Source organism: Rhizobium sp. Root1212 (assembly GCF_001424985.1).
In the GTDB taxonomy this organism is placed as follows: domain Bacteria; phylum Pseudomonadota; class Alphaproteobacteria; order Rhizobiales; family Rhizobiaceae; genus Pararhizobium.
The window spans coordinates 39,474-53,113 of the sequence record NZ_LMDA01000025.1 but is presented as its reverse complement, the minus strand read 5'-3'; the positions used below and the strand labels follow the sequence as shown (position 1 = coordinate 53,113).

The window sequence follows — 13,640 nt, the reverse complement described above, 5'->3', positions numbered from 1 at the left end:
AACGACCGCGCCATCAGCTGGGGCGGCCGTTCACAAAGGAAGTGTCCTGGCAATCAGCCGTTTTCGATCTGGGAAACCGCCTCGGACATCAGCTCGACGATCTTCAGCCGGATCTGCTCATCGGTCTGGCCGATGCCGGCGGCATCGAAATCAATCCGTAGCTTGCGCTCGACATCGCCGTGACCGGGGTGTTCGAAATCGATGGCCACCAGATCGCGGGCATAGGCTTCGGTATCTTCCTTGCCGAGCAGCCGGGCTGCCCAGAGGCCGACCAGCTTGTTGCGGCGCGCCACGGCCTTGAACCGCAGCTCTTCGTCAAAAGCAAACTTCGCCTCGAATGCCCTTTCGCGATCCTGCATGCCAGTCATGTTCGTTCTCCCTAGAAACACCAGCACCGTAACGGTCTGTCATTCATAACCAATAGTCCGGCAAAAGCGAAATACGAAGTTTTTCCGGTTTGCAGTGTTTCATGGTACGCTGAAATGCGATTCCGGGGGACGGAAAAAGACGCCGATTGTTAATTCGTTTCTTTTCCGCTATGGACCCGCTTAGAAAATGCATATCGGCGCGGCCCAAGAGCGCCGGGAACTATAGAGATACAATTGATGAATCGTCGCCGCCGTATTTACGAAGGCAAGGCCAAGATCCTTTATGAAGGCCCGGAGCCAGGCACGCTGATCCAGTTTTTCAAAGATGATGCTACGGCCTTCAACAAGAAGAAGCATGACGTCATCGATGGCAAGGGCGTGCTGAACAACCGTATCTCCGAATATATCTTCACCCATCTGAACCGGATCGGTATTCCGACCCATTTCATTCGCCGCCTCAACATGCGCGAGCAACTGATCAAGGAAGTGGAAATCATTCCGCTCGAGATCGTGGTGCGCAACGTCGCGGCCGGCTCGCTTGCCAAGCGCCTCGGCATCGAGGAAGGCGTGGTGCTGCCGCGCTCGATCATCGAATTCTACTACAAGGCCGATGCGCTGGACGACCCGATGGTCTCCGAAGAGCACATCACCGCCTTCGGCTGGGCCAACCCGCAGGAACTCGATGACATCATGGCGCTTGCCATCCGCATCAACGATTTCCTCTCCGGCCTGTTCCTCGGCGTCGGCATCCAGCTCGTCGATTTCAAGATCGAATGCGGCCGCCTTTTCGAAGGCGACATGATGCGCATCATCCTCGCCGACGAGATTTCGCCGGACAGCTGCCGCCTCTGGGACATCGAGACCAAGGAAAAGCTGGACAAGGACCGTTTCCGCCGCGACATGGGCGGCCTGGTCGAAGCCTATCAGGAAGTCGCCCGCCGCCTGGGCATCATGAACGAGAACGAACCGCCACGCGGCTCCGGCCCGGTGCTGGTCAAGTAATCAGGAAACGACGACAGTGATCAATGCACGCGTAACTGTGACGCTGAAAAACGGCGTTCTGGACCCGCAGGGCAAGGCAATCGAGGGCGCTCTCGGCGCTCTCGGTTTCGACGGCATCGGCCATGTCCGCCAGGGCAAGGTCTTCGATCTCCAGATCGAAACCGCCGACAGGGCGAAGGCCGAAGCCGACCTCAAGGCCATGTGCGAAAAACTTCTGGCAAACACGGTAATCGAGAATTATTCTATCTCCCTCTCCTGATGGTTGAGTGAGATGGCCATGGCAGATGTGACGAACGAACCGATGTACGAGCTTCTCAAGAAGCTCAATCATCGCTTTGACAAGGTCGATCACTCGATCGCCGAGCTCAGAAACGAAATACAGAGCATACGCGGCACGATGATCGCGATTCAGCAGGACGTCAGCAACATCTACTCCGTGCTCGGCCGTCACGAAACGCGCCTCGACCGTATCGAAAACCGCCTCGAACTGTGCGAACTCGCCGAGGCCCAAGCAAGGTTTGAACCGCACCCATGAAATCTGCAGTCGTCCAGCTTCCCGGCCTCAACCGCGACCGCGACATGATCGCGGCGCTGACGAAGATTTCCGGCAAGGCGCCGGTGACCATCTGGCAGACGGAAACCGAAATCCCGGATGTCGACCTCATCGTCATCCCCGGCGGTTTCTCCTATGGCGACTATCTGCGCTGCGGCGCGATTGCCGCCCGCATGCCGGTCATGCAGGCCATCAAGGCCAAGGCCGAAGCGGGCGTCAAGGTTCTCGGCGTCTGCAACGGCTTCCAGATTCTGCTGGAGGCAGGCCTCCTGCCCGGCGCACTGATGCGCAATGCCTCGCTCAAGTTCGTCTGCCGCGAAATCAAGCTCGAAGTCATCAATGCCGACACGGATTTCACCCGCGCGTACCAGGCCGGACAGATCATCCGCTGCCCGGTCGCCCATCACGACGGCAACTATTTTGCCGACGCCGATACGCTGAAGGCTATCGAGGACAACGGCCAGGTGCTCTTCCGCTATGCCGAAGGCACTAATCCGAACGGCTCGATGAACGACATCGCCGGCGTCATGAACAAGGCCGGCAACGTGCTCGGCATGATGCCGCATCCGGAAAACCTGATCGAAGCGGCCCATGGCGGCTCCGATGGCCGCGGCCTGTTCGCCTCGGCACTGGATGTAATAGCCGCTTAACCCTTGGCTTGATAGAAGCACCCCGTCAGGTTGCGCGGTGGCGATTCGCGCCTCGTGCGACCTGACGAAAAGCAAAAGGGGCTTTCCATGCGCGCTTCGTCGTTCCTCCGTCTGCCGGTCGCTGCCGCGTCCCTTTTTGCACTTGTGGCCATCACCGGCTGCCAGTCGGAGCCTCCGGCCCCGGTACGCAATACCGCTGCCCTGCCGACGATGGAACGCATTGCGCTCGCCGCCAACAGCTGCTGGTTCAAATCCAATGATCCGGCCTTCAAGGCCTATCGCCTTGCGCCGGAACTCAATTCCTTCTCCGGCCGCCCGCGTATCCTGATCGTCAAGCGCAATTCACCTGAGGCCCGCCCGCTCGCCGTCGTCCAGGCGGAAGGCCATCCGGCCAAGCTTCAGGCCTTCGGCCCGCTCTTCGATGAAGAGATCGGCGCACGTATGACCTCCGATATCAAGCGCTGGGCAAACGGCAACAGCACCTGCAAAAGCGCCGCCTGACCGGTCGCATTCGAGAAAAACGGCAAGCGTGATCGATCGTCTCCAGCCGCACGTCGTCTCAACCTGCAATTTGCATCCTGAACAATTTTAGCGCGTTTCTTTCGTCGCCGTGATGTTAAATCGCATGCGCAACATCAGCCGATTCGCACGGAAGAACCGCATCTGCGTCATGAAACCGATCCAGATCGCATTGGCCGGACATCTCCCTGCCGGCCCCGTGCCCTTCTTCCGCGTACCCGTCGCATTTAAAAGGCATGATCATGAGCGTTACCATCTACCACAACAACCGGTGCGGAACCTCCCGCGCCGTTCTCGAAATGATCCGCGAAACCGGCACCGAGCCGATCGTCATCGACTACATGAAGACGCCGCCGGAGCGCGAGGTGTTGCTGGCCATGCTGGTTGCGATGGATATGCCACCGCGGGCGCTGCTCCGCACCAAGGAACCCACCTATGCGGAACTCGGCCTTTCCGATGAAACCTTGAGCGACCGCGCTCTGCTCGATGCCATGCTTGCGCATCCGCAACTGATCGAACGGCCGGTCGTGATCAGCGACAAGGGCGTGCGCCTGTGTCGGCCCAAGGAGACGGTTCTGGAAATCCTCTAGGTCAACCCGGCCCTTTCAGCCTTCCTCGCGAGAACGGATGCCACGCAAATCGCGCGGCATTATCGGATTGCTCCTTCCGCACCGCCTCCAAGCCGTAACAGGGGACTGCGCCGCGCTCGGAAGCCATCTATGAATTCAATTCCAAAATGGGCGAACCGCTTCTTTGCGGGCATCTTCCGGGGCGATGCCGATATCCATCAGTTGCTCCGGCGACATTTCGCTCAAGGCCAGACGGCCGCGCCGCTTCTGCCCGCACAGCACAATCCAATTCCATAACAGGCGGAAAAGACTACGCTTTTCTCTCCTCAGCCGACTTTCCTCCGGCAGAGAAAGACAAGTTGCATCCATTGCACTCATTGATTTACCCAATCTTCAATTGTCACGGTACAATTTCTGAAGCGGACTATTGATTGACTCAATCATTGTTTCAACATACAGAATTGTAACCATGACAAATTGGATACCAGACCCTCACAAAGGCGATGGGCCGATGTATGCCCGCATCGCCGAACAGATCGAGCACGCGATATCGAGCGGCGCCCTGCCCGTCGGCACGAAGCTGCCGCCGCAGCGAAACCTTGCTTTCGATATCGGCGTGACGCTCGGCACCATCGGCCGCGCCTACCAGATCGCCCGCGAGCGCGGACTGGTCAGCGGCGAGGTCGGTCGTGGTACTTATGTCCTTGAACACACCGAAAGCCGGCCGGCGGAACAATCGGACCCGCTGACCACGGCGCTCGCCGGCACACGGCCGATCAAGGCTCCCCCTGGCAAGCTGCGTTTCGACAGCACCGCCGCGCCGGATATCGGCCAAGGTGCCGCGCTGGAAAAAATCGTCGTCGACATCAGCCGCGAGCATCATGCGGAAATTGCCAGCTATGCCCGCGATTTCCCTGAGCATTGGTTTGAAGCCGGCAGCCAGTGGCTGGCAAAGGGCAGTTTCCGCCCCCTGCCCGAGCGCATCGTGCCGACGCTCGGCGCCCATGCCGGCGCCGTCGCGGTCATCGCCGCCGTGACCGCTCCCGGCGACAAGATCGCTTTCGAAAGCCTGACCTATTCGCAGGTCAGCCGCAGCGCCGGCCTGATCGGCCGCCGCACGGTTCTCCTGCGCTCCGATGAATACGGACTCGACCCGGAAGATTTCGAGCGCGTTTGCGCCCAGCAGCACCCGAAACTCGCCTTCCTAATGCCGACGGCACAAAACCCCACCGTCGTCACCCTTTCGCTGGAGCGCCGGCAAGCGATTGCCGATATCGCGCGGCGCCACGGCGTCTGGCTGCTGGAAGACGATCTCTATGGGGGCATGACCGGCAATATGACGCCGCTGCTGGCCGAACTCGCGCCCGATCGCACCTTTCTCGTCGGCGGCCTGTCGAAATCCGTCGCCGCCGGCATTCGCGGCGGCTGGGTCGCCTGCCCGCCGCATTTCAGCCAGCGCATCCGCATCGCCCATAAAATGGTGAGCGGCGGCGTGCCGTTCCTGCTGGCAGAGCTTGGCGCGCGCATGGCGCTTTCCGGCGAAGCCGCGAAACTGCGCGCCCGCACCATCGAGGAAATCCGGGCGCGCGAGGCGATTGCACGCGAAATCTTCGACGGTTTCGAGTTCAACTCCGACCCGAATGTGCCCTTCCTCTGGCTGAAGCTCACCGAGCCGTGGCTTTCCGGCACCTTCAAGCACGCAGCCTTCGAGGAGGGCGTGATGGTCGACGACGAAGACGAGTTCAAGGCCGGTCGCACCGATGTCGCCTATCACCGCGTCCGCATCGGCTTTTCCTCTCCGTCACGCGAGGAAGTCCGCCGCGGCTTCCTCGTCCTGCGCCGGCTGCTCGACAGCGGCCGCGCCGGTTACGACAGCTTTGCCTGATCAAGCATAAAAACCCCGGCATTGAGCTGTTTGCCGGGGCATTTTCCTGTCGCGCCGGAAAGCATCATAGGTTAAAGAGACCGCAAAAGCGCGCCTCTCCGCGGCCGGCGCTTCCGGTCTCGCGACCGGGGCTCCCGGCTCGCCCAACGGACCCAGTGGAACACGATGACCATTTCCAACACCCGTCCCATCACCCCGGAACTCATCGCCTCGCACGGCCTCAAAGCCGACGAATACCAGCGCATTCTGGACCTGATCGGCCGCGAGCCGAGCTTCACCGAGCTTGGCATCTTCTCGGCCATGTGGAACGAGCACTGCTCCTACAAGTCCTCGAAGAAATGGCTGCGCACGCTGCCGACCAAGGGGCCGCGCGTCATTCAAGGACCGGGCGAAAATGCCGGTGTCGTCGATATCGATGACGGCGACTGCGTCGTCTTCAAGATGGAGAGCCACAACCACCCGTCCTATATCGAGCCCTATCAGGGCGCGGCGACCGGCGTCGGCGGCATCCTGCGCGACGTCTTCACCATGGGCGCTCGCCCGATCGCGGCGATGAACGCACTGCGCTTCGGTTCCCCGGATCATCCGAAGACCCGCCACCTCGTCTCGGGCGTCGTTGCCGGCGTTGGCGGCTACGGCAATTCCTTCGGCGTGCCGACCGTCGGCGGCGAGGTCGAGTTCGATGCCCGCTACAACGGTAACATCCTCGTCAACGCCTTCGCAGCCGGCCTTGCCAAGTCGAACGCCATCTTCCTGTCGGAAGCCAAGGGCGTCGGCCTGCCGGTCGTCTATCTCGGCGCCAAGACCGGCCGCGACGGCGTCGGCGGCGCGACCATGGCCTCGGCCGAATTTGACGAGTCGATCGAGGAGAAACGTCCCACCGTTCAGGTCGGCGACCCCTTCACCGAAAAGTGCCTGCTGGAAGCCTGCCTTGAGCTGATGAAGACCGGCGCGGTCATCGCCATTCAGGACATGGGCGCCGCCGGCCTCACCTGCTCTGCCGTCGAGATGGGCGCCAAGGGCGACCTCGGCATCGAGCTGCAGCTCGATCAGGTGCCGGTGCGCGAGGAGCGCATGACGGCCTATGAAATGATGCTGTCGGAAAGCCAGGAGCGCATGCTCATGGTTCTGGAACCCTCCAAGGAAGAGGTCGCCAAGGCGATCTTCATCAAGTGGGGTCTGGACTTCGCCATCGTCGGCAAGACCACCGACGACCTGCGCTTCCGCGTGATCCACCAGGGCGAGGAAGTCGCAAACCTGCCGATCAAGGAACTGGGCGACGAGGCGCCGGAATACGACCGCCCGTGGACCCCGGCCGTCACCCCCTCGCCGCTCGCTGCCGATGATATCCCGCAGGCCGATATCGCCGATGCGCTTTTGTCGCTGGTCGGCTCTGCCAACAATTCCTCACGCCGCTGGGTCTACGAGCAGTACGACACGCTGATCCAGGGCAATTCGCTGCAGCTTCCGGGTGGCGATGCCGGCGTCGTGCGCGTCGATGGCCACCCGACCAAGGCGCTCGCCTTCTCCTCCGACGTCACCCCGCGTTACGTCGAGGCCGATCCTTACGAAGGCGGAAAGCAGGCCGTTGCCGAATGCTGGCGCAACATCACCGCGACCGGCGCCCTGCCGCTCGCCGCCACCGACAACCTGAACTTCGGCAATCCGGAACGCCCGGAAATCATGAGCCAATTCGTCCACGCCATCAAAGGCATCGGCGAAGCCTGCCGCGCGCTCGATTTCCCGATCGTCTCCGGCAACGTCTCGCTCTATAACGAAACCAACGGCCAGGGCATCCTGCCGACCCCCACGATCGGCGGCGTCGGCCTGATGAAGGATTGGGCGACCATGGCCCGCATCCGTTTTGCCGCCGAAGGCGACGACATCCTGCTTATCGGCGCACCGGAAGGTCTCGGCACCCATATCGCCCAGTCCGTTTACATGCGCGACATCCATGGCCGCACCGATGGCCCGGCACCGCATGTCGATCTCGCACATGAGCGCAAGACCGGCGATTTCGTCCGCAGCCTGATCGTCGATGGCCTCGTCAGTGCCGTTCACGATTGCTCCTCGGGCGGCCTTGCGCTTGCCGTTGCCGAAATGGCGATGGCGTCCGGCATCGGCGCGAAGATCGATGCGGTCTCCGGCCGCGATCCGATCCCGGTCTTCTATGGCGAGGATCAGGGCCGCTACGTGGTCACCGTCAAGGGCGAGTATGCCGAGCAGGTCGCGGAGCGTGCCAGGGAAGCCGGCGTCAATGCTCCGGTCATTGGCCGAACCGGCGGCACTGAGGTCGTTCTCGGCTCCGCGCGTCCGGTAGCAATTCTGGAATTGCGCTCGGCCCATGAATCATGGTTCCCTGACTTCATGGATGGCACTGGGCAGATCGCTGCCGAGTGAAGTGCAAGGAGTAAGCATTATGCCCATGGCCCCTGGCGATATCGAGGACATGATCAAGGCCGGAATTCCGGGTGCGAAAGTCACCATCCGGGATCTGGCAGGCGACGGTGATCACTACGCCGCCGAGGTGGTGGCCGAGGCCTTTCGCGGCAAGACCCGCGTGCAGCAGCACAAGATGGTCTATGACGCGCTCAGCGGCAACATGGGCGGCGTGCTGCATGCACTGGCGCTTCAGACCTCCGCGCCGGAGTAAGCGGCAATGGCCAACCTGATCAACGAGCTGGTGACCGGCGTCGTCGAAAGCGTGCTGAAGGAAGTGCTGAAGAAGACGGGCGTCAAAACCACGTCGAAGCGCACCAAGCGGCAGACACGCAATGCGTCTGGCCAGTTCACGCAGGCTAAGCCGAAGGCAAAACCGGCGAAAAAGCAGGTCAGCCGTCGCCGCACGGCGGCTGCCCGCAGCAAGGCAAAGGCCTGAATTCCAAACCGCAAAAATCGACCGTGACCGATCGATTACGCTGGCGTTAAAAATCGGCCGTCGCCATCAATTTTTGTTGCGCCCAAGGGTGAAATGCGCTGCCACGCGTGTTATCTAGAAGCAATCGACCCTGCCCGACCTTGAATCGGGTATAGCCAAGGATTTTGGACATGAGCGGAATTCACGATTTCATCGACAACGAAGTGAAGACGAACGACGTCGTTCTTTTCATGAAGGGCACCCCGCAGTTCCCGCAGTGTGGTTTCTCGGGCCAGGTGGTCCAGATCCTCGACTATATCGGCGTGGATTATAAGGGCCTCAACGTGCTTGCCGATGCAGATCTTCGCCAGGGTATCAAGGACTATTCCAACTGGCCGACGATTCCGCAGCTCTACGTCAAGGGCGAGTTCCTCGGCGGGTGCGACATCGTGCGTGAAATGTTCCAGGCCGGCGAACTGCAGTCCCATTTCGAGGAAAACGGCATCGCCGTGAAGGGCGCCGCTTAAAGAGCGGCCTGCCGGGATCGGGAAAGGCGATTCTCGCCTTCTCTCCTTCGAAATGTCAGCATTTTCGTTGTTTTCGGCGCCTTGAGCGCCGGTCGGTGGCTTTTCCTGTCATCATTTGGTGATGATTGGGCGTTATCGCGCCCTTGTCCGCGTTTTCCTTGAGCCGGATATTCCACGTCACGCCGTCGGACGTTTAAGCCCGGCGCTATATTACCTCCATCTTTGAAAGCGCTTTTGAATTTGCGCATTTCAAGCTTTGGCGTCACCGCCCTGCCCTCAATGACGGCAGCGGGACACCCCTAGTATTTCTTCGGCCACACGGCCGCGTCAGGACACTGCAATGACAACCACCATGCCTGAAACGGCAGCTTTGCCGACTCTGCCGAAAGCGCAGTTCATCGCCCTGATGGCCATGCTGATGGCGATCAATGCGATTTCGATCGACATCATGCTGCCGGGCCTGCAGCAGATCGGCGCAAGCCTCGGCGTGAGCGACGAAAACGAGCGCCAGTTCGTGATCACGGCCTATCTGCTCGGCATGGGCGTGGCGCAGCTGTTCTTCGGCCCGCTGTCGGATCGCTTCGGTCGCAAGGGGCCGCTGCTTGCCGGCCTCGGGCTCTACGCGCTGTGTGCGCTGTCGATCGTGTTCGTGCCAACCTTCACCGGTCTGCTCGTCCTGCGCTTCGTCCAGGGCATCGGCGCTGCGGCAACGCGCGTCATCTCGGTTTCCATCGTGCGCGACGTCTATGGCGGCCACATGATGGCGGAGGTCATGTCGCTGATCATGATGGTGTTCATGATCGTCCCGGTGATCGCCCCCAGCATCGGCCAGCTGATCATGCTCTTTGCCGAATGGCACATGATCTTCGTCGCCATCTGCGTCTTTGCGGCTTTCGTCGCGACGCTGGTGGTCACCAAACTGCCGGAAACCCTGCCTGAAGATCACCGCCGCCCGTTCACGCCGACCTCGATCGTCGACGGGTTCCGCATCGTGCTGACCAATCGCATCGCGCTTTTCTATACGCTGGCGATGTCCTTCATCTTCGGCGGTCTGTTCGGCTTCATCAATTCCGCCCAGCAGATCCTCGTCGGCGTCTATGATCTCGGCGTCTGGTTTCCGCTTGCCTTCGCCGCCTTTGCCGGCCTGATGGCGGTGGCTTCCTTCACCAATTCGCGTCTCGTGAAGCGCTACGGCATGCGCCCGCTTTCCCATGCGGCTCTGATCGGCTTCACGCTGGCAAGCCTCGCCTGGATCGTGCTCGCTTCGGTGATGACACTGCCGTTCTGGCTGTTCGTGATCGTCTATTGCTGCGCCATGTTCCAGTTCGGCCTGATCGGCGCGAATTTCAATGCCATGGCGATGGAGCCGCTCGGCCGTGTCGCCGGCACAGCCTCCTCCGTTCTCGGCTTCACCCAGACCATCGTAGGCAGCGTGATCGGTGCGCTGATCGGCCAGGCTTTCGACGGCACCGTGCGGCCGCTGGCGGCCGGCTTCTTCACCGTCGCCATCATCGGCCTCATCTTCGTGCTGATTGCGGAGCGGGGAAAGCTTTTCCAGCCACATGCGCCGGCGCACTAACTCATTCCGTCCCTCCCAAGACGATACAGGTTCGACCATGACATCAACAACGACATCCACATCAGAAGCACCGATGGGTGCAGCCCGCATCCATCTCGGCTTCTTCGAATTCGTCATCACCATCGCCCTGATGACCGCGACGGTCGCCATGGCGATCGACATCATGCTGCCGGCGCTGCCGAGCATCGGCCAGTCGCTGAACGTCACGAACGCCAACGACACCCAGCTCGTTATCGCCGTGTTCTTCCTCGGCTTCGGCTGTTCGCAGATCGTCTTCGGCAGCCTTTCGGATGCCTTCGGCCGCCGCAGCCTGCTGGTGGCGGGCCTCGGCTTCTTCTCGGTGACGCTGTTTGGCGCCGCGCTGACCGACAGCTTCGAGATGCTGCTCGTGCTGCGCTTCGTTCAGGGTATCGGCGCGGCGGCCGTGCGCATCACCACCATGGCCATCGTGCGTGATTGCTTCGGCGGCCGCGAGATGGCGCGCGTCATGTCCTATATCATGATCGTCTTCATGATCGTGCCGATCGTCGCCCCGTCGATCGGACAGGCGGTCGTGTTCTACGCGAACTGGCACTGGATCTTCATCCTGCTCGGCTGCGTCGTCGGAGGGCTCTGCCTCTGGGCCATGGCGCGCATGAAGGAATCGCAGCCGGTGGAAGATCGGATGCCGCTCTCCGTACGCTCCGTGGTGTCCGGCTTCGCCACGGTGCTGACCAACCGCATCACCTGCGGCTACATGATCGGGCAGACGCTGTTCACCGCTGTCATCTGCGCCTATATCGTCACCGTCCAGCAGATCTTCGGCGAGGTCTACGGCCTCGGTGACTGGCTGCCGATCGCCTTTGCCGGCACGGCCGGCGGCATCGCGGTTGCCAATTTCGCCAATGGCTATTTCGTCCGCAGCTTCGGCATGCGCCGCATCTCGCATGTCTCGATGATCCTGTTCACGCTGCTTTCGATCCTCGGCCTCGGGCTGGCGCTGGCCGGTACGCCCGCTTTCGTGGTGTCCTACCTGCTGTTTTCGGTTCTCCTGATGTTTTTTGCGGTCATCGGCACCAACTTCACCGCAATCAGCCTGGAGCCGATGGGGCATCTCGCCGGCACGGCAACGGCCATCACCGGCTTCGTCTCGACGACCGGCGGCGCGCTGATCGGCGGCGCGGTCGGGCAGATGTTCGACGGCACGCTGCAGCCGATCTTCGGGGGCTTTGCCGCCTTCGGCTTCGTTACAGTGCTTGCCGTGCTCTGGGCGGAGAAGGGCAAGCTCTTCACCCATCCGGGCGACGACCACGCCGCGCTCGAAGCGGGCGGCGGTCATATGTAACGAAAAACGCCCGCGTCACCGCGGGCGTTTTTCTTTGGGGAACCGTCAGATCGTGAAAACTTCGCGGCGCAAGAGCTTCCAGGTCTCGGCATCGCTCGCGACCAGCAGGCCGCCATCGGTATCGCCTGCCACATAGGGCGAACCATCGAAGCGGGCGACATAAGCGCCGGCCTCCTCGCTGATCAGCGCCCCGGCAAGATGATCCCAGGGCATCAGCTTCTTGTACATCAGGAAGTGGAAGTGCCCGCCGGCAAAGGCGCGGTATTCATGGGCCGCGCAGCGATAGCTGGTGGCGATGCGCACCTTGGCCATATTGCCCATGATCGTGCGACGGTCTTCCGTGCTGTAGAACCCCGTCGAGGCGCAGCCGACCAGCGCTTCCAGCGATGTGCCGGGCGTTACCGACAACCGCTCCTGCGAACCATCGGCCTTGCAGAGCCAGGAGCCGGCGCCACGCTCGGCGATCACCCAGTCATTGCCCATCGGGTCATAGATGATGCCGGCGACGGTTTCGCCTCGGGCGACGACACTCGCCATGACACCGAAAAGCGGCATGCCGGCCGCATAGTTGAACGTGCCATCGATCGGATCGACGACGACTGCAAGTTCCGCATCCGCCAGTTTGTCGAGCAGCGACGGATCGGCCGCCGTCGATTCCTCGCCGATGAACACGGCGTCGGGCGCAAACTCCGCCACCCGCGCCTTGATCAATCGCTCCGCCGCCTCGTCCGCCTCGGTGACAAGATCGATGGCCTCGGTCTTCATCCTGACATCGCCCGTCCCGAGATTGCGGAAGCGTGGCAGGATTTCCCGTGCGGCAGCTTCCTGCAGAAGGTTTGCGAGCAAGGCGATATCGATGGCTTGGGTCATTCAGCGGTCTCCGCAACGAGGGATTTGAAATCGAACAGCTTCGGGTCGAGCAGATGCGACGGGTTCGTGTGGCCGAGCGCCCGCAGCATCGTGTCCTTACGGCCCGGCATGCGCCGCTCGATATCGGCAAGCATCGCCTTCATCGCGTTACGCTCCAGCCCGTCCTGCGAGCCGCAGAGATCGCAGGGAATGATCGGGAATTCCATCGCGGCGGCAAACTTCGCCAGATCGTCTTCCGCCGCATAGGCAAGCGGCCTCAGCACCATCAGGTCGCCCTCATCGTTCAACAGCTTCGCCGGCATCGCGGCGAGACGCCCGCCATGGAAGAAATTCATGAAGAAGGTTTCGAGGATATCCTCGCGGTGATGGCCGAGCACCAGTGCATCGCAGCCTTCCTCGCGGGCGATGCGGTAGAGATTGCCGCGGCGCAGCCGCGAACAGAGCGCGCAATAGGTGGCGCCTGCCGGCACCTTTTCCTTCACGATCGAATAGGTATCGCGATACTCGATGCGATGCGGCACGCCGATCGACGCCAGGTATTCGGGAAGGATGTGCTTGGGGAAATTCGGCTGCCCCTGATCGAGATTGCAGGCGATCAGCTCGACCGGCAGCAGGCCGCGCCACTTCAAGTCGAGCAGCAGCGCCAGCAGGCTATAGCTGTCCTTGCCGCCGGAAACGCCGACCAGCCAGCGCTTCTGGCCGTTCAGCATGCCGAAGTCGTCGATCGCCTGGCGCACTTGCCGCAACAGCCGCTTGCGCAGCTTGTTGAAGGAAACCGAGGACGGCATTTTCGAAAACAGCGGGTGCGAAACGCCGTCGTCCGTCGTCTCGGTCAAAAGGTCGGCATCAGCGGTGAGCGCTTGATCGGAAAGGTCCATGATCGTCTTCCGAGAGGAGCCCTTGCGCGGGCAAAATAACTGTCCCTGCCCTTGCCCTG

General features: G+C 61.5%; 17 protein-coding genes. 13 read left to right on the top strand and 4 right to left on the bottom strand.

All coding sequences use genetic code 11. From position 1 onward, the window contains the following. Positions 1–53: 53 nt before the first annotated feature. Entirely contained in the window at positions 54–368 is a 315-nt protein-coding gene (locus tag ASC86_RS21445) for a DUF1476 domain-containing protein (RefSeq protein ID WP_056326106.1), read from the bottom strand. 237 nt (positions 369–605) lie between these two features. Here ASC86_RS21445 and purC point away from each other — a divergent pair, with 237 nt between their 5' ends. The 6 genes from purC to arsC all read left to right on the top strand — a co-directional run bounded on the left by purC (position 606) and on the right by arsC (position 3,682). Continuing rightward, positions 606–1,370 carry a phosphoribosylaminoimidazolesuccinocarboxamide synthase gene (gene purC / locus ASC86_RS21440; RefSeq protein ID WP_056326105.1) on the top strand — a complete coding sequence of 255 codons (765 nt, stop codon included), beginning with the start codon at positions 606–608 and terminating at the stop codon, positions 1,368–1,370. A 16-nt stretch (positions 1,371–1,386) separates the two neighbouring features. Further along, positions 1,387–1,629: a phosphoribosylformylglycinamidine synthase subunit PurS gene (gene purS / locus ASC86_RS21435; protein WP_056326102.1), complete on the top strand. Its 243-nt coding sequence runs from the start codon at positions 1,387–1,389 to the stop codon at positions 1,627–1,629. An 18-nt stretch (positions 1,630–1,647) separates the two neighbouring features. Then, the gene (locus tag ASC86_RS21430; protein WP_056326100.1) at positions 1,648–1,905 is read left to right on the top strand and encodes a hypothetical protein; all 258 of its coding nucleotides are present in this window, start codon (positions 1,648–1,650) and stop codon (positions 1,903–1,905) included. Continuing rightward, on the top strand, positions 1,902–2,573 hold the full coding sequence (purQ, locus tag ASC86_RS21425; RefSeq protein ID WP_056326097.1) for a phosphoribosylformylglycinamidine synthase subunit PurQ: 672 nt from the start codon (positions 1,902–1,904) through the stop codon (positions 2,571–2,573). Before ASC86_RS21430 ends, purQ begins: the two co-directional genes overlap by 4 nt. An 87-nt stretch (positions 2,574–2,660) precedes the next feature. Further along, positions 2,661–3,074 carry a hypothetical protein gene (locus tag ASC86_RS21420; RefSeq protein ID WP_056326095.1) on the top strand — a complete coding sequence of 138 codons (414 nt, stop codon included), beginning with the start codon at positions 2,661–2,663 and terminating at the stop codon, positions 3,072–3,074. A 260-nt stretch (positions 3,075–3,334) separates the two neighbouring features. After that, positions 3,335–3,682: an arsenate reductase (glutaredoxin) gene (arsC, locus tag ASC86_RS21415; RefSeq protein WP_056326552.1), complete on the top strand. Its 348-nt coding sequence runs from the start codon at positions 3,335–3,337 to the stop codon at positions 3,680–3,682. Positions 3,683–3,817: 135 nt separating this feature from the next. Here the strand turns inward: arsC and ASC86_RS21410 are convergent, their stop codons facing one another. Beyond that, positions 3,818–4,039 carry a DUF1127 domain-containing protein gene (locus ASC86_RS21410; RefSeq protein ID WP_244477670.1) on the bottom strand — a complete coding sequence of 74 codons (222 nt, stop codon included), beginning with the start codon at positions 4,037–4,039 and terminating at the stop codon, positions 3,818–3,820. 91 nt (positions 4,040–4,130) lie between these two features. Here ASC86_RS21410 and ASC86_RS21405 point away from each other — a divergent pair, with 91 nt between their 5' ends. The 7 genes from ASC86_RS21405 to ASC86_RS21375 all read left to right on the top strand — a co-directional run bounded on the left by ASC86_RS21405 (position 4,131) and on the right by ASC86_RS21375 (position 11,833). Continuing rightward, a complete protein-coding gene (locus ASC86_RS21405; protein ID WP_056326089.1) occupies positions 4,131–5,546 on the top strand; it encodes a PLP-dependent aminotransferase family protein in 1,416 nt (471 codons plus the stop codon). A gap of 165 nt (positions 5,547–5,711) precedes the next feature. Next, positions 5,712–7,946: a phosphoribosylformylglycinamidine synthase subunit PurL gene (gene purL / locus ASC86_RS21400; protein ID WP_056326086.1), complete on the top strand. Its 2,235-nt coding sequence runs from the start codon at positions 5,712–5,714 to the stop codon at positions 7,944–7,946. A gap of 19 nt (positions 7,947–7,965) precedes the next feature. Beyond that, the gene (locus ASC86_RS21395) at positions 7,966–8,199 is read left to right on the top strand and encodes a BolA family transcriptional regulator (protein WP_056326083.1); all 234 of its coding nucleotides are present in this window, start codon (positions 7,966–7,968) and stop codon (positions 8,197–8,199) included. A 6-nt stretch (positions 8,200–8,205) separates the two neighbouring features. Continuing rightward, positions 8,206–8,424, top strand: a complete 219-nt coding sequence (locus ASC86_RS21390; RefSeq protein ID WP_056326081.1) for a hypothetical protein — start codon at positions 8,206–8,208, stop codon at positions 8,422–8,424. A gap of 170 nt (positions 8,425–8,594) precedes the next feature. Continuing rightward, positions 8,595–8,930, top strand: a complete 336-nt coding sequence (gene grxD, locus ASC86_RS21385) for a Grx4 family monothiol glutaredoxin (protein ID WP_056326079.1) — start codon at positions 8,595–8,597, stop codon at positions 8,928–8,930. Positions 8,931–9,270: 340 nt separating this feature from the next. Then, positions 9,271–10,509, top strand: a complete 1,239-nt coding sequence (locus ASC86_RS21380) for a multidrug effflux MFS transporter (RefSeq protein ID WP_082510370.1) — start codon at positions 9,271–9,273, stop codon at positions 10,507–10,509. Positions 10,510–10,546: 37 nt separating this feature from the next. After that, positions 10,547–11,833: a multidrug effflux MFS transporter gene (locus tag ASC86_RS21375; protein WP_056326075.1), complete on the top strand. Its 1,287-nt coding sequence runs from the start codon at positions 10,547–10,549 to the stop codon at positions 11,831–11,833. Between the two features lie 45 nt (positions 11,834–11,878). Here ASC86_RS21375 and ASC86_RS21370 read toward each other — a convergent pair whose 3' ends face one another. Together ASC86_RS21370 and ttcA are read right to left on the bottom strand one after the other, a co-directional pair. Beyond that, complete coding sequence (locus ASC86_RS21370) at positions 11,879–12,703, bottom strand: inositol monophosphatase family protein (protein ID WP_056326072.1); 825 nt, start codon at positions 12,701–12,703, stop codon at positions 11,879–11,881. Next, the gene (gene ttcA / locus ASC86_RS21365) at positions 12,700–13,581 is read right to left on the bottom strand and encodes a tRNA 2-thiocytidine(32) synthetase TtcA (protein WP_056326070.1); all 882 of its coding nucleotides are present in this window, start codon (positions 13,579–13,581) and stop codon (positions 12,700–12,702) included. The genes ASC86_RS21370 and ttcA overlap by 4 nt, the downstream gene beginning before the upstream one ends. Positions 13,582–13,640 lie beyond the last annotated feature (59 nt).